Source organism: Pseudomonas matsuisoli, from assembly GCF_014647635.1.
In the GTDB taxonomy this organism is placed as follows: domain Bacteria; phylum Pseudomonadota; class Gammaproteobacteria; order Pseudomonadales; family Pseudomonadaceae; genus Pseudomonas_P; species Pseudomonas_P matsuisoli.
Map to the genome: position 1 here is coordinate 100,584 of NZ_BMPO01000005.1, position 19,873 is coordinate 120,456.

General features: G+C 60.3%; 22 protein-coding genes. 9 read left to right on the plus strand and 13 right to left on the minus strand.

What is annotated here, in order from left to right; all coding sequences use genetic code 11:
• Positions 1 to 21: 21 nt before the first annotated feature.
• The 3 genes from IEY47_RS12120 to IEY47_RS12130 all read right to left on the minus strand — a co-directional run bounded on the left by IEY47_RS12120 (position 22) and on the right by IEY47_RS12130 (position 3,529).
• Positions 22 to 1,833, minus strand: a complete 1,812-nt coding sequence (locus tag IEY47_RS12120) for a glycoside hydrolase family 15 protein (protein WP_188983505.1) — start codon at positions 1,831 to 1,833, stop codon at positions 22 to 24.
• Positions 1,826 to 2,626, minus strand: a complete 801-nt coding sequence (gene fabG / locus IEY47_RS12125) for a 3-oxoacyl-ACP reductase FabG (protein ID WP_188983506.1) — start codon at positions 2,624 to 2,626, stop codon at positions 1,826 to 1,828. Before fabG ends, IEY47_RS12120 begins: the two co-directional genes overlap by 8 nt.
• 126 nt (positions 2,627 to 2,752) lie before the next feature.
• On the minus strand, positions 2,753 to 3,529 hold the full coding sequence (locus IEY47_RS12130) for a type IV pili methyl-accepting chemotaxis transducer N-terminal domain-containing protein (RefSeq protein ID WP_229779403.1): 777 nt from the start codon (positions 3,527 to 3,529) through the stop codon (positions 2,753 to 2,755).
• A 394-nt stretch (positions 3,530 to 3,923) separates the two neighbouring features.
• On the opposite strand from IEY47_RS12130, the gene IEY47_RS12135 reads away from it, so the two are divergent.
• Positions 3,924 to 4,190 (plus strand): hypothetical protein, encoded by a 267-nt coding sequence (locus tag IEY47_RS12135; protein WP_188983508.1) that lies wholly within the window; start codon positions 3,924 to 3,926, stop codon positions 4,188 to 4,190.
• Positions 4,191 to 4,293: 103 nt separating this feature from the next.
• On the opposite strand, the gene IEY47_RS12140 is transcribed toward IEY47_RS12135, so the two are convergent.
• The 9 genes from IEY47_RS12140 to IEY47_RS12180 all read right to left on the minus strand — a co-directional run bounded on the left by IEY47_RS12140 (position 4,294) and on the right by IEY47_RS12180 (position 12,543).
• Positions 4,294 to 5,397, minus strand: coding sequence for an ABC transporter permease (locus IEY47_RS12140; RefSeq protein WP_373293585.1), 1,104 nt, complete (start codon positions 5,395 to 5,397; stop codon positions 4,294 to 4,296).
• 50 nt (positions 5,398 to 5,447) lie between these two features.
• Positions 5,448 to 6,635: an ABC transporter permease gene (locus tag IEY47_RS12145; RefSeq protein WP_188983510.1), complete on the minus strand. Its 1,188-nt coding sequence runs from the start codon at positions 6,633 to 6,635 to the stop codon at positions 5,448 to 5,450.
• 21 nt (positions 6,636 to 6,656) lie between these two features.
• A complete protein-coding gene (locus IEY47_RS12150; protein WP_188983511.1) occupies positions 6,657 to 7,628 on the minus strand; it encodes an HlyD family secretion protein in 972 nt (323 codons plus the stop codon).
• Entirely contained in the window at positions 7,625 to 8,158 is a 534-nt protein-coding gene (locus IEY47_RS12155) for a nucleoside 2-deoxyribosyltransferase (RefSeq protein ID WP_188983512.1), read from the minus strand. Before IEY47_RS12155 ends, IEY47_RS12150 begins: the two co-directional genes overlap by 4 nt.
• A gap of 39 nt (positions 8,159 to 8,197) precedes the next feature.
• Positions 8,198 to 9,286, minus strand: a complete 1,089-nt coding sequence (locus IEY47_RS12160; protein WP_188983513.1) for a calcium:cation antiporter — start codon at positions 9,284 to 9,286, stop codon at positions 8,198 to 8,200.
• A 296-nt stretch (positions 9,287 to 9,582) separates the two neighbouring features.
• A complete protein-coding gene (locus IEY47_RS12165; protein WP_188983514.1) occupies positions 9,583 to 11,001 on the minus strand; it encodes a PepSY-associated TM helix domain-containing protein in 1,419 nt (472 codons plus the stop codon).
• 130 nt (positions 11,002 to 11,131) lie between these two features.
• On the minus strand, positions 11,132 to 11,524 hold the full coding sequence (locus IEY47_RS12170) for a DUF2946 domain-containing protein (protein ID WP_188983515.1): 393 nt from the start codon (positions 11,522 to 11,524) through the stop codon (positions 11,132 to 11,134).
• Between the two features lie 73 nt (positions 11,525 to 11,597).
• Positions 11,598 to 12,098, minus strand: coding sequence for a copper chaperone PCu(A)C (locus IEY47_RS12175; RefSeq protein WP_188983516.1), 501 nt, complete (start codon positions 12,096 to 12,098; stop codon positions 11,598 to 11,600).
• Between the two features lie 55 nt (positions 12,099 to 12,153).
• Entirely contained in the window at positions 12,154 to 12,543 is a 390-nt protein-coding gene (locus tag IEY47_RS12180) for a DUF2946 family protein (protein WP_188983517.1), read from the minus strand.
• Between the two features lie 389 nt (positions 12,544 to 12,932).
• Between IEY47_RS12180 and IEY47_RS12185 the strand changes: the two genes are divergently transcribed.
• From IEY47_RS12185 to IEY47_RS12210, 6 genes are all read left to right on the plus strand, one after another.
• Positions 12,933 to 13,829 (plus strand): MaoC family dehydratase, encoded by an 897-nt coding sequence (locus IEY47_RS12185; RefSeq protein WP_373293577.1) that lies wholly within the window; start codon positions 12,933 to 12,935, stop codon positions 13,827 to 13,829.
• A gap of 53 nt (positions 13,830 to 13,882) precedes the next feature.
• The gene (locus IEY47_RS12190) at positions 13,883 to 14,188 is read left to right on the plus strand and encodes a nucleotide pyrophosphohydrolase (protein WP_188983519.1); all 306 of its coding nucleotides are present in this window, start codon (positions 13,883 to 13,885) and stop codon (positions 14,186 to 14,188) included.
• Entirely contained in the window at positions 14,185 to 14,949 is a 765-nt protein-coding gene (locus IEY47_RS12195) for a methyltransferase domain-containing protein (protein ID WP_188983520.1), read from the plus strand. Before IEY47_RS12190 ends, IEY47_RS12195 begins: the two co-directional genes overlap by 4 nt.
• A 31-nt stretch (positions 14,950 to 14,980) precedes the next feature.
• Positions 14,981 to 15,598 (plus strand): DUF4136 domain-containing protein, encoded by a 618-nt coding sequence (locus IEY47_RS12200; RefSeq protein ID WP_188983521.1) that lies wholly within the window; start codon positions 14,981 to 14,983, stop codon positions 15,596 to 15,598.
• A 23-nt stretch (positions 15,599 to 15,621) separates the two neighbouring features.
• A complete protein-coding gene (locus IEY47_RS12205) occupies positions 15,622 to 16,179 on the plus strand; it encodes a DUF4136 domain-containing protein (protein ID WP_188983522.1) in 558 nt (185 codons plus the stop codon).
• A 211-nt stretch (positions 16,180 to 16,390) separates the two neighbouring features.
• Positions 16,391 to 16,837, plus strand: a complete 447-nt coding sequence (locus IEY47_RS12210) for a DMT family transporter (RefSeq protein WP_188983523.1) — start codon at positions 16,391 to 16,393, stop codon at positions 16,835 to 16,837.
• On the opposite strand, the gene IEY47_RS12215 is transcribed toward IEY47_RS12210, so the two are convergent.
• Positions 16,838 to 17,779: an SdiA-regulated domain-containing protein gene (locus tag IEY47_RS12215; protein ID WP_188983524.1), complete on the minus strand. Its 942-nt coding sequence runs from the start codon at positions 17,777 to 17,779 to the stop codon at positions 16,838 to 16,840.
• 309 nt (positions 17,780 to 18,088) lie between these two features.
• On the opposite strand from IEY47_RS12215, the gene IEY47_RS12220 reads away from it, so the two are divergent.
• The gene (locus IEY47_RS12220) at positions 18,089 to 18,382 is read left to right on the plus strand and encodes a hypothetical protein (protein WP_188983525.1); all 294 of its coding nucleotides are present in this window, start codon (positions 18,089 to 18,091) and stop codon (positions 18,380 to 18,382) included.
• Between the two features lie 102 nt (positions 18,383 to 18,484).
• Positions 18,485 to 19,819 (plus strand): MATE family efflux transporter, encoded by a 1,335-nt coding sequence (locus IEY47_RS12225; protein WP_188983526.1) that lies wholly within the window; start codon positions 18,485 to 18,487, stop codon positions 19,817 to 19,819.
• Positions 19,820 to 19,873: the final 54 nt, after the last annotated feature.

A 19,873-nucleotide genomic window follows, 5' to 3' on the forward strand; every position in this document is an offset into this window, starting at 1 on the left:
AACGCAGGCGAAACGAGTGGGTCAGGGCTGCCAAAGATGCTGCTCGTCGCTGATTTTTCGATCAAGAAAGCTCGCTGCGCTGATCAATGCAAGGTGGCTGAGCGCCTGGGGCGTATTGCCCAGGTGATAACCTTGCAAGTCGAATTCTTCCGCGAACAGCCCTAGCGGATTGCCCAAACGAAGCAACTTGTCGAACACCTGATGGGCCTTCTCGACGCGGTTGGCGCGCGCTAGACACTCCACGTACCAGAACGAGCAAGCCGCAAACGCCCCCTCCTCACCCTCGAGCCCGTCAGGGCTATCTTCTGAGCGATAACGGCGCACCATGCTGTCCCGTACCAGCTGCCGCTCAATCTCCTCGAGGGTCGCCAGCCATTGCGGGTCCGTCGCGGAGACGAATCGCACCAGCGGCATCAGAAGCATTGCCCCGTCCACGGCAGCGCTGCCTTGTCGCTGAATGAAATGCCCACGTTCGGCATTCCAGAAATTATCGTAGATATCCATGTAGATCGCCGAGCGCGTGTCATTCCAGCGGGCGAACGGGGCCGGCAGCGAGCGCTTTTCCGCGAGGCGAATGGCACGGTCCATGGCGACCCAACACATCAGTCGTGAATGGAGGTAGTGCGACTCCTCCCCACGCATTTCCCAAATGCCAATGTCTTTCTGATTCCAACGTTCGCAGACCTCATCAACGATCTGGGTGACACGCATCCAACCGTGATTGCTGATGGCCTCACCGTACTTGTTAGAGAGGTAAACCGCATCGAGTAGCTCGCCGTAGATATCCAGCTGTATCTGACTATGCGCGTCATTGCCGATACGAACCGGACGCGAGCCTGCATGGCCCGCCAGGTGGTCCAGCGTCTCTTCGTGCAGATCCGGATTGCCGTCGATGCTGTACATGAGATGCATGGACTGCTCGGCGGACCCTTTGTCGTTCAGGCGGTGGGACATCCAGCGCATGAAATGACGCGCTTCATCCGTCAATCCCAGGCGCATGAACGCGTAAACGGTGAACGACGCATCACGCACCCAGGTGTAGCGGTAATCCCAATTACGCTCGCCGCCTAAGTGCTCAGGCAGACCAAACGTGGCTGCGGCAAGGATCGCTCCGGAGTCACGGTCGGTCAGCAGCTTCAGGGCCAAGGCCGACCGCTCGACCATGTTGCGCCAGCGTCCCTTATAGGTCGAATGCCGAATCCACTGGCGCCAGTAGGTGATCGTCTCGCGGAGCATCGACTCGAACTGCTCTTCGTCCGGTAACGCTCCCTGTTCACCGCCTAATTGGCAATAGAACACTTCGCCTTGCTGCAGTGCGACGCCCAGGACAGCGGCGCGTCCTTCCAACTGAAGCGCATGGCTGGCGCTAAGGCTCATCGTTGGCTGACCATCGGCTTCGAACAATACCCGTTCGCCCTCCAACCGCGCGTGCGTCTGCGCGCGGGCGTAGTCATGGCAGGGCTGACAGCGCAACGCGATCCGTGCGTTGCCGCTAACCACTTCGACCTTGCGCAGCAAACGAGAAGGCTCCCCGTCTATAGGCATGAAGTCGGTCAATTCGACAATGGCGGTATCGCCGATCCAGCGCGTCTGCAACACGTTGGTGCCGGGAATGTAGAGCTGCTGCCGACGCGCGCCTGGCAGTTCTGGCGCCAGTTCGAAATCGCCTGCCGCGGGGGTGTCCAACAACGACGTGAACACCGACGGGCTATCGAACTTGGGCCAACAGTAGAAATCGACCGTGCCGTCATCCGCGACCAATGCGGCAGTTCGCATGTCTCCCACGACACCGTGGGCCATGATCGGACGCTGCTTCGATAAGTTCTCATCCATTGTCACGAAACTCCGGGTAAACACTCATGCCGCCGTCGATGAATAAGGTCGTGCCAACCACATAATCGGAAAGATCGGAAGCCAGCCAGACGGTTGCGTTGGCGACATCTTCTACGTCGCCAATCCGCCCGTAAGGAATCAGCTCGAGCAACTTCTCGCCTGCTTCACCTTTCGTATTTTCTTGGTTGATCGGCGTAGCAATTGCCCCAGGAGCAATGGAATTCACCCGAATGCCGCGCTCGGACACTTCTTGCGCCAGGCTTTGCATCAGCAGGTCGACGCCTCCTTTGGAGGCTGCGTAGTTCACGTGGCCCGCCCAGGGAACGCGTTGATGCACCGAGCTCATGTGGATGATCTTGCCGCGCGCGCGCGAACCATTGGGCTGGATATCCTGGCGAGTGAACTGACGGATCGCCGCCTGAGCGCAGAGGAACTGGCCGGTCAAATTGGTATTGATGACTGTGTTCCAGTCGTCGAGCGTCATGTCGTCGATACCGGCATCGCGTTGCAGGCCCGAGTTCGCGACGAGAATATCGAGTCGCCCGAAAGCATCGAGCGTTTGCGCGAACATCCGATCGACATCGGCCTGCGAGCCGACGTCGGCACCGACTGCAATGGCTTTCCCGCCATCGGCGACGATTTTGTCCGCGAGCTTTTGCGCCGGTTCGCGCTGACTGTGATAGTTGATTGCAACCGCGGCACCGGCCTTCGCCAACGCGGCAGCGACCGCCGCGCCGATTCCGGAACTGCCGCCGGTAACCAGTGCGACCTGATGCTGGAGGGAAATCTGCATGGGTCCGATCCATTCTACGTAGAGATAGAAAGTCGACCCGCTTGCCTGAAAAGGAGTTCAGCCAGCGGACCCGTCCCGAATAGCGTCGGTAGGTCCGCGGCGGAATACGGCTGTGCGTGTTTTATTTCAAAGCGTGTTGTCGTTGAGACCTGCATACAGCCGAGTCAGCTCGTTGAGCTGGCGGAACATCGACTCTGCATTGGTCGCCACGATAGTTGGCATGAATTCGTCGGACGCGAACGCCTGGCTCACGAACGCCCAGCGGGCTTCGGTCTTGCGCAGTGATTGAGCGATGGCATCGTTCGGCGCACCCTCGGCTTGTAGTTCCGCCATGATCAAGCCGAACTCCTTGACCGACGCATCGAACGTTTGATCCAGATTCGGCGCCGCGATACCCCAGGCTCGGGAAATGTAAAGCAGTGCAATGCGCTGAGTGAGAACGCGGTTCCAACCGCTTCGGTTAATCGAGTGCGACGCGGCGTCTCCATTGTGCTTCTCGAACACGTCGGTGACGTGTTGGCATTGCTGCACAAGACGCTCAGCCATGGCAAAGACCTTTACCGCCTGATCCTTGTCCGGCGCCGTGGCGACGAGCTTGCGATAGTCCTGCCAGGTCGCATCCACATCGGCGAGCGCCTTGCGAATCTCGTCATTGGGCGCGTAGGCCTTGAGCTTCTGGTGATGATCTTCGAACAACGCCAGCGTGTCCTCACGCTGCTTGGACGCGACATCTGCCTTCACGTCGGAGCCAATCATCATGTAGTCCTTGGCGAGAATCTGCCCGAGCGTGCGTTGCAGGCCCGCCATGTTCATCGCTTCGAGGGGTGCCATCTCGGCCCAGCTCGTCGAAGCGAACAGCGAGAGCACTACGGTAAACGCACGTAAACAGTTCTTGAGAGACACGACAGTTCCTTCGATCTTGGCTTGAGCGCGAGCCGGGCGAGCCGCGCTCAACGAAAAAAAACTCGTTCGCGCTATACACGGATGCGCCATACGACGGGGCGCCGGTAACGGGCAATCGATAGGTACGAACGAGAGATGGTGTGAACGCGCAAAGTCTATCTCAAGGCTTTCGCGATAGAGATACCGCTTACCCCCGTAATCCGCCCTTCGATGGCGATACCTTGCGCGAATTCACAAAAGCCTCAGAAGCTGACCGCTCGGTTCATTTAGGCCATTTATGACACGCAATATTGGCTCTATCAAAACCGGTGTTTGCAGAGGCGAAGGGCCGTGGGAGGAACTTCCCGATACGCCACTTTTCGAAAAGGGGAGTTTTTCTACAGGGAACCGATTCATGTCCACCGTCCCCCGTTATCTCATGGCACTTTCGGCCATGTTTCTGTTGGCTGGCTGCGGTGAGCAGATGGCCGAAGACAAGCAACAGGCCGCGCTCGAGCACAAAGAGACGGCGGCCCAACACATGGATGAGATTTTGAAGACGGACGACCCGGCGAAGAAGACCGAGCTCCTGCAGAAAGCGCAGGAAGAACAGCGCAAGTCCAATGAGCTTCGCCAGGAAGCGATCGAGAAAACCAACAGCGGCGCCACCTCTTCACAGTGACCCATGCTCGGCGCGCGCATACCGCGCAGCCAGCCCTGCCCTTTGCGCGTTTTTTGTAGGAGCCAGCCGGGCTGGCTCCTACAGGCGAATCTGCGCTCCAGCGCTATGCCAGCGGCGTCGGTTCCTTGCCGTGATCCCGCCGATAGTTACGCCACTGATAGATCAACGTCCCCGCCAATCCGTACCCGGCCGCTAGCGCCAACAGAACCAAAACATGCCGTCCGGTTTCCAGCAGCGGCAGGTTCATCTGATTCATCTCCGCCACCGCCCGAATCGCCCACGTCGAGGGTATCGCGTTCGCCAGCCACAGCACCCATTGCGGCATTGCCTGCGGCGGCCAGGTGTAGCCTGCGAGGTAGAACAAGGGCATGGTTACGAACGTCAGCGTGAGATAGACCGCCTCCTCGGAAGGCAGGAGTTCAGCGAGAAACTCGCTAAAGGCCAGCACAGCCAACAGAAACGGCAAGACCAGCCCTAGCAGAGCCCAGAACGAGGCCGTTTGCCGAAACCCAAAGATATGCGGCCAGATCACATACAGCAGCATCGCCAACACCATCCATACCAATAACTGCGCGGCATACCGGCCTAGCCGAGTCGACAGGGGCTGACGTAGTGAACGCGGCGTTCCACCGCGCAAATTGAGATTGATCCGAGTACTGGACAGCAGCAGCCCGTGCTGCAGGACAAGCGTGACGAGGCCGGGCAGAACGATGGCTGCGAAGCTCGTACCTGGATTGTAGAGGTCCACGAGCCGAGTAATGAGAGGCCGCAAGATGACATCCGCCTGCCGTTCGGAGAACCCTTCGCGCATGAGCACGGCCCGGTTCAAATCGTTCAGCAATTGGTTGTAGGTCGCGGTAATGTCCTGCTGGATTTGCCCGTTCGCCATGCGATTCGTGGCGTCACCAAACACCGGCACCACCAGCGATTCGCCCCGCAGCAAGCGCTTCTCGAAATCCACCGGAATGATGATCACGCCAAACAGCTCACGCCAAGCCAGATCGCGCTTGGCGTCCGGGAGGTTGTCGTAACTGCGGACGGCGATCTTCGGTGCTGCGTCGAGCAGCCGGGAAAGTTGGCGGCTGGCACTCGTGTGGTCCATGTCCACGACGGCCACCGGCAGGTTATCGATCGTCCTTCCCAGATACGGCAGCGACGCAATGCACACAGTGGCGACGAGCAGTAGCCAGAGCGGCTTAGCCAGCATGTTTTTCAGGCTTAGCTGCAGGACTTTCCAGAAGTTGAGCACGCCGCCTCCTACGCCGGGCTGAAGTCGAGACGCTTACGCAGCCGCTGCTTGGCAATGACGTAGGCGATCAAGGGATACAACGACAATTTGAGGCATGCGTAGAGCCCGGACGTGCCCGGCGCATCGCGCAAGAATTGATCGAAAAGCCCGCTCAACGCGTGCGTCAACGGCTCAATATGGCTGATCAATTGCGCGGGTAGCGGCATCGCCAGCGCGGGAATAAGTACGCCCGAATAGGTCTGCGCGATCCCAATGAGCATGCCGACGAGTGAGTACGCGGAGAACCTATTGGCAGTGAAGATGAACAACACCAGCCCGACGGCTTGGGATGCGGCAACGTAGAACGCCGTGATCGCCAGCATCCACAACACACTGCCCTTGATCACCGCCCCGTTAAGCCAGACCAGGAAAAACACTTCGATCATCAACAACGTTGAGAACAGCAAGGTGTACGGTGCGAGCTTGCCAACTAGCCGTACACCTAGGGCCTTGGCCCGCAAGATATGTGGGGAGCTCGCGCGAAGCTCGGGAGCTTCCCGCGCCAGGACATGGATGGTCGCGACGATAACGAACAGCTGCAGCAAGTGCACGACCGCGGCGAACTGCTGGTAATAAATGTAGTTGCCACTGGCGTTGTAGAGACTTTCGAACGCCACGCTGATGCTCGCCAACCCAGGCATCGACAAACCCATCCCCGCGGCCAACTGGGGTCGCATCGATTGCTGGAGCCCCGCCGTCAGCCCGCTTGCGTCGAGGGTGGAATAGAACCCCGCCGCATAGAACAGCGAGTTGTAATAAAACGCCGCGCTTGGCTGTCGCCCCGCCAATGCATCCGCTTCGAAATCGTGAGGGAGGTAGATCAGCCCGTATTGATCTCCCTGCTGCAAGCCGTCCAACGCTTCGGACAACCCACCTTCGGCCGTGACGAGCGAGGCGTGCGAACCCGCATCCAATTGACGAACATATTGCCGTGAGAGTGTGCTGTGGTCCTGGTCGACCACCGCGACCGGCATGTCCTGCAACGTCCCCGCTTGGTAGATACCACTGATCACGACGAACAGGATCAGCGGCCAGATCCAGCCTAGCCAGTGCACCGTCCAGCTACGCGCGGCCATGCGCGCTTCGGTGTTGAAGGCGTGGATGAACCGCGCGAAGTTGCGCTGCGGCGTTCCTCGACGCCGGTCAGCGATGGCCATGATGGAACGCGACCGGCACCGTCATTCCTCGGCCCACTGCCACAATGTACTCATGCCCGGGCGCAAACCCTCGACGGGTGCCAATGGGTACAGCCGTACCTCAAAGGTTTTCAGGTCGAAATCGCCCGTCGCACGCGTCGCGCGCTTGGTCGCGAAATCGCCCAATGGCGCGATATATCGCACCTCTGCCTCGATGTCCTGATCCAGCGCCGGCACCCGCAGGCGCACATGACCGCCCTTGCGCACATTGACCAGCAGGTCCTCTCGCAGATTGAAAATGAAATAGCTGCGCGACAACTGCACCAGCGTCATCAACGGGCTGTACGCGTTGACCAGCTCGCCCTGTTCAGCAGGGATCGAACCGATTTCGCCATCGACCGGCGCCTGCACCTGAAGGTCGTCTGCCTGCGCCTGAAGTTGCTGCAACTGCGCATCCGCCTGGGCCAATGAGGCCGATAGTGCTTCACGACGTTCCGCTCGATCACCGGACTCGCCTTTGGCGAGATTAGCCCGCGCCGCCGCGAGTTGATCGCGCGCAACGTCCTGTTGGCGCCGCGCGATGTCCAGCTGACTCTGCGGATAGAAACCACGGTCGGCCAGCTCTGCATAGCGTTTGTAGTCCCGCTCGGCATTGCGCAGCGTCGCCTCGGCTTCCGCTACATTGGCCTGCAGCACCCGCAGGTCTTCTTCCCGCGTGCCGCTCGCGGACTCCCGCACTTGCGCCTCTGCCCCAGCCCGCGCGGCCTCGAGGCTGGCAACCTGCGCTTCGAGCTCAGGGCTGACGATGCTTACCAGCAGATCGCCCTTGCGCACATCGTCGCCGCGCTGGACGTGAAGTTGAGCGACCCTGCCGTGTGCCTTCGAGGCGATGGTGACGGTGGTGGCGTCCACTTCGCCCTGCAGTAGCAGGGGCTCACGGTGCAGCCGCAAATACAGCGTGATGGCGACGATGATGAAGATCAGAACGGGAGCGAACAGCTTCCAGCTCTTCATTCGGCTGCGCCTTGCACCCGAGGCTCGTGTTCACGGGCGATGAGCGCCAGCGCATCGGTGACGCTGCCATGGACGAGCCGGGACGGGACGGCCAACATCAGATTCAGGGGCAACTCGAACTCCTCGATAACCATACCGTCGCGGTCCACGCCTTTCTCATGGAACAGATCAGGAAACCGCCGCGCGATCCGCTCTGCATAGCTTCCCGTTTCACCCACGTGAGCATAGACCGGCTTTCGACAGGCGACCGCATAGCCGACCTCGAAACAGGTGCCGCTGTCAGGCTCCGCGCCGCGGAAGAAATTCAGGTCAGCCAATACCAGGTCGCACCGCTCGATGAGGGCAAGGTTGGCACGGTACACCCACGCCCCCTGCTCCGCAGGGTCGACGATCTCCGCCGGGACAGCATTGTCTAGCGGGTAAAGCCCTTCGAACCCCGCCTCGGCGCACTGCGCTTTCAGCCATTCACCGTACTCGAGGGCGTCAGGACGGAACACGGCCGGACCGGCAAGATAAATTCGGAGGGTCATGCAAGCGCCTCGATCGGGGGAAAAGACCACATTACAGCGCTACACCCCCATCAACGCCAGCATGATGAAGGTCGCAAACAAGACGAAATGCGTCATCCCTTCGATGGCATTCGTCTCGCCATCGTTGAGGTTGATCGCAGCCACGATCAGCGTGATGAATACCATGACCGTTTGTACGGGCGTCATCGCCATCTGAAAGGGTTGGCCGTTGTACAGCGCCAGCGCCTCCATGACCGGGACGGTCAGGATCACGGTCGACAGCGATGCGCCCAAAGCGATGTTCACCACCGACTGCATGCGATTGGCTAACGCAGCCCGCAACGCGGTCAGAATCTCAGGGCTTGCCGAAATAGCCGCCACGATCAGTGCGGCGACGATTGGCGGCGCGCCACTGCCTTCCAGGCTAATGGTCATTGCCTTGGACATGACTTCCGCCAGCGCGCCGATGAGTACTACGCCCACGACCAACGTGACGATCGCGCGCATGGTACTCGCATGGGCTTCTTCGACGACGGTATCGCCCTTGCGGCGCTTTTTCTCTGGGTAGCTGTAGCTGAAGAAATAACTATGGGCGCCAACCTGCATTTTCAGGAAAACGCCGTAGAGCAGAACCATCGCGCCGATCGTAAACAAGGAATACACGTGCCATTTCGCCTCGGGGATGAACTCGGGCACCACCATGGAAATGCCCATCGCGGTAAGGATCATCACGCTATAGGTACGAGCCGAATCGTCGTTATACGGCTGCTCGCCGTGTTTGAGGCCGCCCATCAAGGCTGCGAGACCGAGAATGCCGTTGAGGTCCAGCATCACGGCGGCGTAGATGGTGTCGCGCACAAGGGTTGGCGAGGGTTCATGGCTCATGAGGATCGCAAGAATGACGACCTCCACCAGTACGGCGGATGAGGTCAGGATCATGGTTCCGTAGGGATCACCGACTTTTTCCGCGAGCACTTCGGCGTGGTGCGCGACTCGCATCGACGCCAGCACGATCGCCCCTACCAGAATCGCTGCCGCAATCAGCGCCAGCGCGCGACCGCCCTCTGCCCAATGGGGCTCCAGCACGTAGGCGACGACGCCAACGATCGCCGCGAGGATGAGGAACAACTCTTCTTTGAGCGCAGACATCGATGAATTCCGGAGCAGGACATCAGGGAATGCATTCCGCCCTATCTCATGCGCTGGACCCTAAAAGCGGCCATCGACAAGGGCAGGGGCGAAATACACATTCAGTGACATCTGGTAGCACTGGGCCGTTCAGTAACGACCTCAACGAAGCGGCTCTCGTCTGTGAGGGAGCGAGCCGGGCTGCGACCAGCCATGCTCGCGAATGCGATCACACTGTAAGCTCGTCTTCGCCTGATCCATACATCGCGGGCATGGCCCGCTCCCACAAGAATGCGGCGGTACGGCGAAGGACGGAGTTACACCACCTTCTCTTCCTGTGGGGGCGAGCCGGGCTGCGACCAGCCATGCTCGCGATGGCGCACGCCGTTGACTACGCCATCAATCAGGACGAACAGCACCAGACTCGCGCCGAGCACGGGCAAACAGATCCCCAACACCAAGAATGTCGTGAGCACCCACAAGCGCATACCAACACCCAATGCCAGAAAGGTGCGTAGCGGCCCTTGGTATCCATACGCGATAGGTCGACGTCGCCACCACATCAGGTAACCCCACACGACCATGACCGCCAGGCCAAGGGCAAACAAGGCTAGAACCACCTGATTCCAGAACCCGAACAATACCCCCATATGCAGGTCGATCCCCCAGCGAGTCAGCTTCGCCGCCAGCGGATAGTCCTCAAAACGTACCTGATCGACGACCCGCAAGGTGTGTGGATCGACCGCAACCGCATCCACCTGTGACGGCCAGCGACGATCGATTTCCGTGACGGTCCAGGCCTTGTCGGCAGAACGTGCCGGACGAATTTCCAGCAAACTGGCGTCGATGCCGGACTGGCGTGCGGCCGCCAACACGGCGTCGAACGGCTTGGTATCGGTCGGCGCATCACCTGTCATTCCCGCCATGTGGTGCCCCATGTGCTCGGCATGCTCACCTGCCGGCATATCCATAGCGCCATTCAGCGCGGTCGCTACAGACGGCGTCGACCAGCCGTAGAACTGGCGCAGCACACCGATGTTTCCACCTGCATATTGGGACCACGTGAGGCCGGTCGCCGAGAAGAACAGCAGCCCGAGCAAAAGCACGAGCCCCAGGCGAGCGTGCCAACGTCTCATGCCTTGACCGGCCTTCGGCTCTGCCCGCGCTCGGCGCCTTTTCGTCAGCCAAAGGACGACACCACCAAGGGCCGCAATCCATAACCAGGACGCGGCCAATTCACTGTAGAGTCGACCAAAATCGCCCAACAACAGGCCACGGTGGAATTGATCGATGAGACCACGGGCCGGCAGTACGCCTGAGGTGCCATACACCACATGGTCGCCCCGGACTTCCCCACTCACCGGGTCAACGAAGATCGCCCGGCTTTCGGAGGGGCGAAGGCCGGACTCGGCGAACTGAACACGGGTAGTCACCCCGGTTTGCGGAGATGGCCGAACCGCTATCAACGTTCCTTTATGGTCGAGAAAGGCTTCGGCGATTTCGACTTGGCGGGAAAGCGGTAAGGATGGCCCCCGTGCTTCGCTGTAAAGCGCTTTGGAATAGAGCCAGGGTTCCATTTGCGGCGAAAGCACGTAGACGATACCGCTGGCGGCCGCGATGAACAGAAAGGGGCCGACGAATACGCCCACGTAGAAATGCAGGCGCATGAGAAGCGCAAGCAACGGATTACCGGCGGCACGTTCTGGCGCGCAACCGGCGGAGTGATCAACAGACATCAGGTGACCTCGTCATAGGGTCGCTCGAAACCTCGGCACATGAGTGCCCTGGGTTTCATTGGGGCAGAGCATCGCTGTCGCGTCGCATGCGTCGACGCACAGCGGATGCGAATCACAGAAAAATGTGCGATCAGACGAGGACCGGCGGCGCCCGCGGTTGGGCATCGTGCAGGATGGGCGGAAGATGTTCGTCCCGAACCTTGCGGGGCAGCGCCAGCGGCCCACCATAAGGCGGCGGCACCAGGGCCACATAACTAAAGCCCGAAACGCCCGGGCAGGTCAGCAACAACTCGCAGTAGCCGCATTTCGCCCAGAGCGCATGGGCGTGACCGTCGCTGTGCAGCGCGACGCTGGCCGCGGGTTCGCCATGGGCGTGAACCGGTATTTGCGCGTGGCACGGTGCGGGCTGAGGCGAGGCGTGCGAGAGCGAAACCGCCTGCGACAGCAGCGGTCCCGCGATCAACAGGAGCATGGCGAACAGCGCGGGCAACACGCCGTTCGGCAATCGTCGAGAAGACGTCATGGCGAGAACGTCAGCAAGGCAAGGCGCCCGATAGGTACGGGGTTATCCGCCTATCGGGTGCCGCTGCGCATGCTCAGTGGTCGTGGTGAGCGCCATGTTCGGCATGAGCGCCATTACCGCGGCCATCTGCACTCGGCGCGTCTCGCTGCACAGCCACGTCCACTGGCACATCGCCCGCGCGCTCGAAGTGCAGCGTCAGCGGAAAGCGATCACCGCTCCGCAGGGGCTGCTTCAGATCGAACAGCATGACGTGGTAACCCGAGGGCGCGAACGTAATTTCACCGCCCGCTGGGATGACTACGCTGTCGACCTTTTGCATTTTCATCATGTCGCCGGCATGCACATGCTCGTGCAACTCCGCCCGCCCCGCGATGGCAGTTTCCACAGCAAGCAGACGATCGGGCTCGCTACCCTTGTTATGCACGACGAAGTAGGCCGGCGCCGTGGGTGCGTTCGGCGGTAATTCTCGCGACCATGGATGGTCGATGTGCAGGTCACCGGCGTCGAACGCATGGGCGTGAGCGAGAGCAGTCGTGGCCAGCAACGCGGCCAGCAGGGCATATTTCTTGAACATCGGAATCGGACTCTTATGGCGTCGCGTAAAGCGACGCGGTGGCGAAGGTAAGGAATTAAACCAACGATTCGATAGAGCCCGGGGAAGCGCGGGGATTGGCAGAACGCCAGTGATCGTCGGCGATGACCAGCGCCCGCGCCGGCGCTGCACGGATAACATCCGGCGCAACGCCCAATGCTTCGAGTCGCCAGCCGCCAATCGGCAACCCACCAGAGGACGCGCACAGGGGGCATTGCGCGAGAGTCACCTTATGGCCAACCTCTTTCGAGTCGATCCCTACGCCCGAGAAGACATGCCCCGCCGCGGAACAATAGCCACCCTGCAACCCACTCAGCGCGAGTGCAGAGGCGTGGCCGCGTCCAATACCGATAAAGAGCGCGTCCAGGACAAGGACGCACAGCAGCAGTAAGGCCACGGACCGGCGTTGGTGGGCGGTCGTAGTCATGCGCGGGATTCTAGGCGTGCGGCTCGGAACCGTCGAGCGCAGAAAAGGCGTCTTAAGGTCGCACACGCTTTGTTCCGTCCCGCGGCGTACGAAAACCTTCACCGGCGAAACGAAACGGACGCTACCTCGCACGGTCTGACCGCTTGACTCTGTACGAAAAGTCGTCGAGCGAAGGTCAGCCAAGGCGAAATTGTTCGAAGAAGCGCAGTTTACGTGTTGTAAACGAGCATTCTGAGATCCATTCCGACGCAGCATCACCAAGCACAGGCATTTTTTGGTACAGAGCCAAGTATCTGCCTGGTGACCGTCGCTGCGCTTATACTCTCGTCGTTCGTATGCGCCGCGGACAACCCACCGGGCTGAAGGCCCTGCTTCAAGGAATCGCTGTGATGACCTATTGGCTCGACATGCCGGCCCCACCTGCTCTTCCGGTCATGTATCTACAGGCCGCGCTGCGCCGCAGCGTGACAGGTCGAGCACTCCCAGACCGTGGGCTGCGTTGCAGCTTGGAAGTCGACCCTCAGCACTTGTCGCGCTACCGCGAGCTTTGTGGTCATGCGGACGACGGCACGCTGCCTCCGACGTATCCCCATGTGCTGGCATTCCCATTACAGATGCACCTGCTGACGGCTAACGATTTCCCGTTTCCGTTGTTGGGATTGGTCCATTTGGAAAACCGTATCCGTGTCATGCGGCCTTTGGATACACGCGGCCCGTTTCGCGTCAGCGTTATCAGTGAGAACCTCCACGCGCATCCGCGAGGCGCTGCATTCGATCTGATCGCGCGACTCGAAGACGCCGAAGGCCTGCTTTGGGAAGGCACCAGCCGGTTGCTATGCCGAGGCACGACCCCAGGAACCGCGGGCCGCGAGCGGCGCCAACGGCGCGCAGCCGCCCTGAGTGAAATTGCACACTGGTCCGTGCCGGCGGATATCGGTCGGGCCTATGCGCGCGTGTCGGGCGACTACAACCCAATCCACCTGTCGCCCCTGACTGCACGCCTGTTCGGCTTCGATCGGCCCATCGCTCATGGTTTGTGGAACAAGGCCCGCGTCCTGGCGGCGATGGCGGACCGGTTGCCAAAATCAGGCTACGAGGTCGAAGCCTGTTTCCATCGCCCGCTCGTATTGCCGGGTGAAGCGCATCTCATGGCCGGCGATGCGGGTGAAAGCGGCAGCTTCACCGTGACCGGCGCCAAAGGCAAACGTCACCTCGACGGATGTTGGCGGCCACTGCCTTTCCTGGCTGAAGAAACCGTGCCGCTGGCGCTCGCTGCACAATCCTGACTTGCCCTGTAGCAGATGCCGTTGGAAGCTATACGTCTGCTACGGAGCCCTTCATGAATACCCAATCCCTTACCGAGCGCCTGCATGCCATCCGCGATGCGAACGACTGGCGCCAGTTTCATAGCCCCAAAAACCTGGCCATGGCCGCCAGCGTCGAGATGGCCGAACTCGTTGAAATCTTTCAGTGGCTGAGTGAAAGCCAATCCCGCGCGTTGCCCGCGGACAAGCTGGAGCACGCAGGTCAAGAGATCGGTGACATCGTGCTTTACCTGCTGCTGTTATGCGCTGAACTCGGCCTGGACATGGATACGGTGGTCCGCGCCAAACTGGCGCATAGCGAAACGCGGTTCGCACGATGAGCGAACAAGACCGGCACTTTGACGAATTGGCTGTTCGCTTCGCCGAAAAAATCTATGGCGGGACCAAGGGTGCCGTGCGCCTGGCAGTGCTGCAGGCCGATCTGACCGAAGCCCTGCCAAAGCGTCCGTTACGGGTGCTGGACATTGGCGCGGGGCTCGGTCACATGAGCCTTTGGCTTGCTAGCCAGGGGCACGAGGTGACGCTCGCAGAACCAGCAGCGCCCATGCTCGAAGGCGCACGCCAGCGCTTTGCCGAAGCAGGTCTCAACGCACGCTTCCTGCAGCTTCCCTGGCAAGCGTTGGCGGACGAGCCCGATACCCGTTTCGACCTCGTGTTGTGCCACGCCGTACTGGAATGGCTGGCCGACCCTAGCGCTATCCTGCCGACGCTGAGGCGTTTGACGGCAGATGAGGGATTATTGTCGCTGGCGTTCTACAACAAGGATGCGCTGATCTATCGAAATCTACTCAAAGGACATTTCCGCAAGCTGCGCAAAGAGCGGTTCTCCGGTGAGGGTCAAAGTCTAACGCCGCAAAACCCCATCGACCCCCGCACGCTCGCTGAGCAACTGGCGCCGGATTGGGCGGTCCAAACGAAAAGCGGTATTCGAGTCTTCCATGACTACATGCCGATGGACTTTCAAGCGAAGGCCAGTGGCGAAGATCTGCTGGAGATGGAGATGGCCTACCGCCGCCACCCAACCTTCGCAGGATTAGGCCGCTACCTGCATTGGATCTGCAAACCACGCTTGACCCGCTAGCGTGCAGAGCCACCGGCGAAGGAGAACAACAATGAAGGCCTTGGTATCGATTGGCGCGTTACTCCTGCTGGCGGGCTGCCAAAGCTCAAATCCTTACACAGCGCAATCAACGCCGATTCCACCCGCGCCAGCCAGTGCAGCTACGCATTTCGATGCGAGCGCGTACCCTTCCGCGCCGGTGGACTATGGACGCTTTCAGAGCTGGCGCTGGGGCGCGAACCCGGTAACGGCCGTCGAAGGCGGCGCATCGGACAGTTTGAAAGACGCGGTTGCCAATAGCCTGGAACAGCGGGGCCTAAGGCCTGCAACCGGTAACAGCGCAGATTTGGTCGTCAACGCCAGCCTACGGACCGAGCGCCGCCTGCAGCAGGTACATGACCGCTATGACAGCTATGGCGGTTACGGAAACTATGGCGACTATTACGGCGGCCCTTATCGCGGCAACCGCTATGGCGTGGGCGCCACCATACCGATCACCCGCACTTATGAAATCGAAGTGGGCGTACTGCGTATGGAATTTCGTGACAGCGCAGGGCAGGTCGTGTGGAACGGCAGTACCGAACTGTCCATGAGCGGTGATCAGGGCGAACGCCGCGAGGCGTTGTACACCGCTGCGCGCAAGGTATTGGAAAACTATCCTCCACGCTGAATTGATCCTCTGGGAGCATTCTTATGTATCGCCTGTCGTTGATTCCTACTTTGCTACTGCTCGCGGCTTGTCAGACGGTGAACCTTGATCGGGACTTCGATCCTGATCGGGATTTCGCCAGTTATCGAACCTGGAGTTGGTCGAGTCCCCGCCTGCAGTACCAGCCGGATGACCCACGCCTCAAGAGCGACCTGACCGATCAACGGATAGCTGAGGCGGTGGCTGAGCAACTTGATCAACGCGGTCTACGCCCTGCCGCCCAAGACGCCAAGAGCGATCTGAAGGTACGGACCTGGCTCATCGTCGATGAGCGCGAGCGCCAGGTAACGACCGGCTACACCCCCATGTGGGGCGGCTATTGGAACAATTACTGGGCGATACCGGCCTATTCCGAAACGCGAACGGTGCAATACAAAGTCGGTACTTTGCAGGTCGACCTGATCGACAGCGAAGACGGCAAGTTGGTGTGGCGTGGCAGCGCCGAGCAGATCATGCGTAGCGACCCGCCAAGCCCCCATGAACGGGCGCAGGCGATTCGCGAGACGGTTGCCAAGGTGCTGTCGCAATATCCGCCTCGCTAAAAAAGTGGTTTACGATTTGCCGCGTTATGGCCGAAAGAGATCGGGATAGTCTTCGAAATGCTCGCTTGCCTTCGGTAAACCTTCAGCGACCCTGCGCGGTTTACAGTGCCATGTCATCAGCTTTCGGTTCGCGTTCGCAAGGTCATAGATAGATTTGGAACACGCTTGTCCCCTGCCTGCGCGCAGCTTTTAACTTAACTCGGAGTGCCGCATGCAACATGCATCGTGGTTGTTCGCGTTAACCTTTGTCATTGGGGCTGTCCTGCCGTTGCAAACGGGTATCAACGGGCAGCTCGCGCGGCAGGTGGGCGGCGCGATACCTGGGGCGATGATTTCATTCATCGTAGGAACGGTTGTGTTGATCGTGCTGACGTTCGTTTTGCGTCAGATGCCGAGCGCCACGGCAATCAAGAGCGCTGAAACGTGGCAATTTTCCGGAGGGTTACTCGGCGCGTTCTTTCTTGCGACCGCTGCCATGGCAGGACCTCGAATTGGCGCCCTGCTGTTCATCGCCCTCGTCCTGGCGGGCCAGTTGACGATGGCGGTCTTGCTCGATCATTTCGGCTGGGCGGGGTTTCGCGAGTCTCCGATCAGCGCAGGCAAGATTGCAGGGTTGCTGTTGATCATCGCCGGGGTGTGGTTCATTCAGCGGGGCTGATCAGTTCTCGCGCCTGAAGGCATAGAACAGATTGGGCTCGCTGACGACGAACAGGTTACCTCGGTCGTCGAACGTCAGGCCCTCGCCCTGCCCTATATCGTCCTTGAGGTTTGCCGACCCTGAGTCGAGCGAGCGATACCCCACGAGCTTGCCTTCGGCATCCAATTCCATCAGCAACTTGGACTCATCGCTCAGCAGAATGAGGTGTCCGGTGCGCGCGTCGTATTCGACGGAGGACAAATCGGTCGCCATGACCGAGTCGTCGATCCAACGCTGCCGATCGATTACCTCGAGGCCGAACTGACCGAAGAGGCTTCGTTTAAGGCCGCGGATCTCGTAAAGCTTCATCGGGGAATGCTCTTTCACGACGAAAAGGCGATCCCCTTCGCTGTCATAGCCAAGCCCCTCGAATCCGTCGTTGTCGCCTGCATCGAGCGACAGCGTCAGCCCGCGTGCATCGCGTCGGTCGATGACTTGCCCATCGACAGCAGGTACCGGGACGGCAAGCAGCGCATGCGTGCGCTCCTCGGCCAACAGCAGGAGACCATCGCCCAGATACGCGATCCCCTCGACATCCTGAAAGCCAGACAGCGCGTACTTACCCAAGAGGTTGCCCTGCGCGTCCAGCGCGACCAGCTGTTCCGGGTTGTTGATAACGCCCCAGAGGCGATCGAGGTCTCCATCGAAGGTAAGGCCCGACAAATTGTCGCTCACGCCTGCGACGGGTTTGGCCTCGACAGTGACGTGGAATTTAAGAAGCTGTACGCCGCGAGACTCCCAAGTCGTACGGTCCAGCTCGCTTTGCATCCAGTAATAGAACCGATCATCCAGGTGCAGTGCCCGCACCTGATAGGCCATCAACAGCACGAACAATAGAAGCGCGCCGGCCCATAGGCGAACGTCGGCAAGTCGTCCAAGATGGCCTTTCAAGACATTGAGCATTTCATAAGACTCGACGGGGTATCGCGGCGTATCTTGCCACACCGATGTTTCAGTTCTGCGGCGCCGCAAGGCGAAGGGCTGCTGCTCGAGCCGCTGAACGCATCTGCCCCCTGAAAGGCTTTGCCCAACGCCATCGCCAGGATTCAAGTTGGCTGCAGTTCCGACATCTGGCGTGGGTAACTCACCACTGCCATGTACTCCACATTGCCATCGACGAGGGGTTCAGCGCGGAACTCGGCACGTCGCCCGCGGCCCAATGGTGCAATGCCGCTGCGCTTGCGTGCGGACCTGTAAACACGGGAGATATCCATGCAGGTTGAAGGATTTTTCGAATGGCTGGGACAGGCCATTGGCAGCGTGATCCGTTTCATCGTCGATGGTCTTTACTGGATTCTCGGCATGCTGGCCGGCGCCAGCCAGAATTTCGTGGATGGGCTGGCGACGACGCTCGGCATGGATCGATCGCTACTGACGATCGCGGCACTGGTCATTGGCCTCATGCTCCTGGTCGGCGCCTTCAGAGCCTTCTTTCGCCGTTCGATCATCTCCGGCCTCATTCTGCTCATCCTCGGTCTTTGGCTGCTGAGCCTCATCATTCACTGACCGCCTTCGCCGGCGTATCGGCCGGCACTGCCTCCCGCCCGCGGATCTCACCGAAAAGTCACCTTCGCCAGGTATAGTGCCGCGCGCCTTTGAGGAAACCCCATGAGCCCGCTGATCGATGCCTGGCGGCACCGTCCGACACATCACAAGGTTCGCGACCTTGCCATCCCGATGATTCTCTCCAATCTGTCCGTGCCAATGGTGGCGCTGGTGGACAGCGCCGTCGTCGGCCACCTGCCCCACGCGCATCAGCTCGGCGCGGTAGCCGTCGGCAGCATGCTCTACGTGGTGCTGGTGAGCCTGCTCAATTTCTTGCGCATGGGCACGACCGGCTTCTCCGCCCAGGCCGTGGGCCGTGAAGACGGGGAATGGTTCCGCCGTATCCTGCTGCAAGGCGTGATCCTCGGGCTGGTGCTGGCCCTGCTCACGATGGCGGTTGCGCTTCCACTGACGGACGCCCTGCTGGCGCTGGCCGGGCCATCGGCCGAGCTCCATGATCTGGCGGCAGCGTTCTTTAGCTATCGAATGCTGGGTTTGCCGGCAGCCCTGATGAATTACGCGTTGATCGGCTGGTTCATCGGCGCGCAGAACGCCCGCGCGCCGTTGGCGATACTGCTGTTCACCAATCTACTGAACGCAGGCTTGTCGCTACTGTTCGTGCTCGTGCTTGACTGGGGCGTCGTCGGCGCGGCCCAGGCCGCTGTGATGGCTGAGTGGCTGGGTGTCGCATTGGCGTTCTGGCTGGCACGTGACGAACTGCGCCGTCACCCCGGGCATCTCCATTGGCGCCCATTACGCTACCTGCGGCACTGGACGCCGCTGCTGGCAGTCAACCGGGACATCTTCATTCGTAGCCTGGCCATCCAACTGGTGTTCCTTTGGTTGACTCTGCAAGGCAGCCGCCTGGGCGATGCCACCGTGGCCGCCAATGCGCTATTGCTCAATGGACTTCAGCTCACCGCTTATGCACTCGACGGTCTAGCACATGCCGTGGAAGCGTTATGCGGGCGCGCCATCGGCGCGCGGGACCGCTTGGCGCTGAAGCGCGCACTGATCGTTGCTTCCGGGTGGGCCGTCTTGGGAAGCGTGGCGTTTTCGGCACTCTTCCTGATGTTCGGTCAGCTATTCATCAGCCTGCAGACCAACATTGCAGATGTTCGCGCGGTCGCGTTCACCTACCTGCCCTATTTGGCCTTGCTGCCACTGGTAGGGGTTTCGAGTTACTTGCTCGACGGACTCTTCATCGGCGCAACGCGCGCCCGGGAAATGCGCGATGCGATGTTGATCACGCTGGCGTTATCCTTTCCTCTGGCATGGGCGTTGGGAAGCATGGGCAACCACGGGCTGTGGATTGCGTTTCTGGGGTTCATGCTACTTCGAAGCGTCGTGCTTGGGCTATATGCCTGGCGAATCGATCGGCATCCGGGCTGGGCGTAACCGAATCCATGAAATAGCGCTCGCCAGTAGGGCGGGTAAAACCTGCGGCTTTTC

Excerpts from the sequence above, each read along its gene's own strand:
- IEY47_RS12120 (WP_188983505.1), bottom strand. The coding sequence starts at position 1,833 with ATGGATGAGAACTTATCGAAGCAGCGTCCGATCATGGCCCACGGTGTC.
- fabG (WP_188983506.1), bottom strand. The coding sequence starts at position 2,626 with ATGCAGATTTCCCTCCAGCATCAGGTCGCACTGGTTACCGGCGGCAGT.
- IEY47_RS12135 (WP_188983508.1), top strand. The coding sequence starts at position 3,924 with ATGTCCACCGTCCCCCGTTATCTCATGGCACTTTCGGCCATGTTTCTG.
- IEY47_RS12140 (WP_373293585.1), bottom strand. The coding sequence starts at position 5,397 with ATGCTGGCTAAGCCGCTCTGGCTACTGCTCGTCGCCACTGTGTGCATT.
- IEY47_RS12145 (WP_188983510.1), bottom strand. The coding sequence starts at position 6,635 with ATGGCCATCGCTGACCGGCGTCGAGGAACGCCGCAGCGCAACTTCGCG.
- IEY47_RS12150 (WP_188983511.1), bottom strand. The coding sequence starts at position 7,628 with ATGAAGAGCTGGAAGCTGTTCGCTCCCGTTCTGATCTTCATCATCGTC.
- IEY47_RS12155 (WP_188983512.1), bottom strand. The coding sequence starts at position 8,158 with ATGACCCTCCGAATTTATCTTGCCGGTCCGGCCGTGTTCCGTCCTGAC.
- IEY47_RS12160 (WP_188983513.1), bottom strand. The coding sequence starts at position 9,286 with ATGTCTGCGCTCAAAGAAGAGTTGTTCCTCATCCTCGCGGCGATCGTT.
- IEY47_RS12165 (WP_188983514.1), bottom strand. The coding sequence starts at position 11,001 with ATGTCTGTTGATCACTCCGCCGGTTGCGCGCCAGAACGTGCCGCCGGT.
- IEY47_RS12170 (WP_188983515.1), bottom strand. The coding sequence starts at position 11,524 with ATGACGTCTTCTCGACGATTGCCGAACGGCGTGTTGCCCGCGCTGTTC.
- IEY47_RS12175 (WP_188983516.1), bottom strand. The coding sequence starts at position 12,098 with ATGTTCAAGAAATATGCCCTGCTGGCCGCGTTGCTGGCCACGACTGCT.
- IEY47_RS12180 (WP_188983517.1), bottom strand. The coding sequence starts at position 12,543 with ATGACTACGACCGCCCACCAACGCCGGTCCGTGGCCTTACTGCTGCTG.
- IEY47_RS12185 (WP_373293577.1), top strand. The coding sequence starts at position 12,933 with ATGACCTATTGGCTCGACATGCCGGCCCCACCTGCTCTTCCGGTCATG.
- IEY47_RS12190 (WP_188983519.1), top strand. The coding sequence starts at position 13,883 with ATGAATACCCAATCCCTTACCGAGCGCCTGCATGCCATCCGCGATGCG.
- IEY47_RS12195 (WP_188983520.1), top strand. The coding sequence starts at position 14,185 with ATGAGCGAACAAGACCGGCACTTTGACGAATTGGCTGTTCGCTTCGCC.
- IEY47_RS12200 (WP_188983521.1), top strand. The coding sequence starts at position 14,981 with ATGAAGGCCTTGGTATCGATTGGCGCGTTACTCCTGCTGGCGGGCTGC.
- IEY47_RS12205 (WP_188983522.1), top strand. The coding sequence starts at position 15,622 with ATGTATCGCCTGTCGTTGATTCCTACTTTGCTACTGCTCGCGGCTTGT.
- IEY47_RS12210 (WP_188983523.1), top strand. The coding sequence starts at position 16,391 with ATGCAACATGCATCGTGGTTGTTCGCGTTAACCTTTGTCATTGGGGCT.
- IEY47_RS12215 (WP_188983524.1), bottom strand. The coding sequence starts at position 17,779 with ATGCTCAATGTCTTGAAAGGCCATCTTGGACGACTTGCCGACGTTCGC.
- IEY47_RS12220 (WP_188983525.1), top strand. The coding sequence starts at position 18,089 with ATGCAGGTTGAAGGATTTTTCGAATGGCTGGGACAGGCCATTGGCAGC.
- IEY47_RS12225 (WP_188983526.1), top strand. The coding sequence starts at position 18,485 with ATGAGCCCGCTGATCGATGCCTGGCGGCACCGTCCGACACATCACAAG.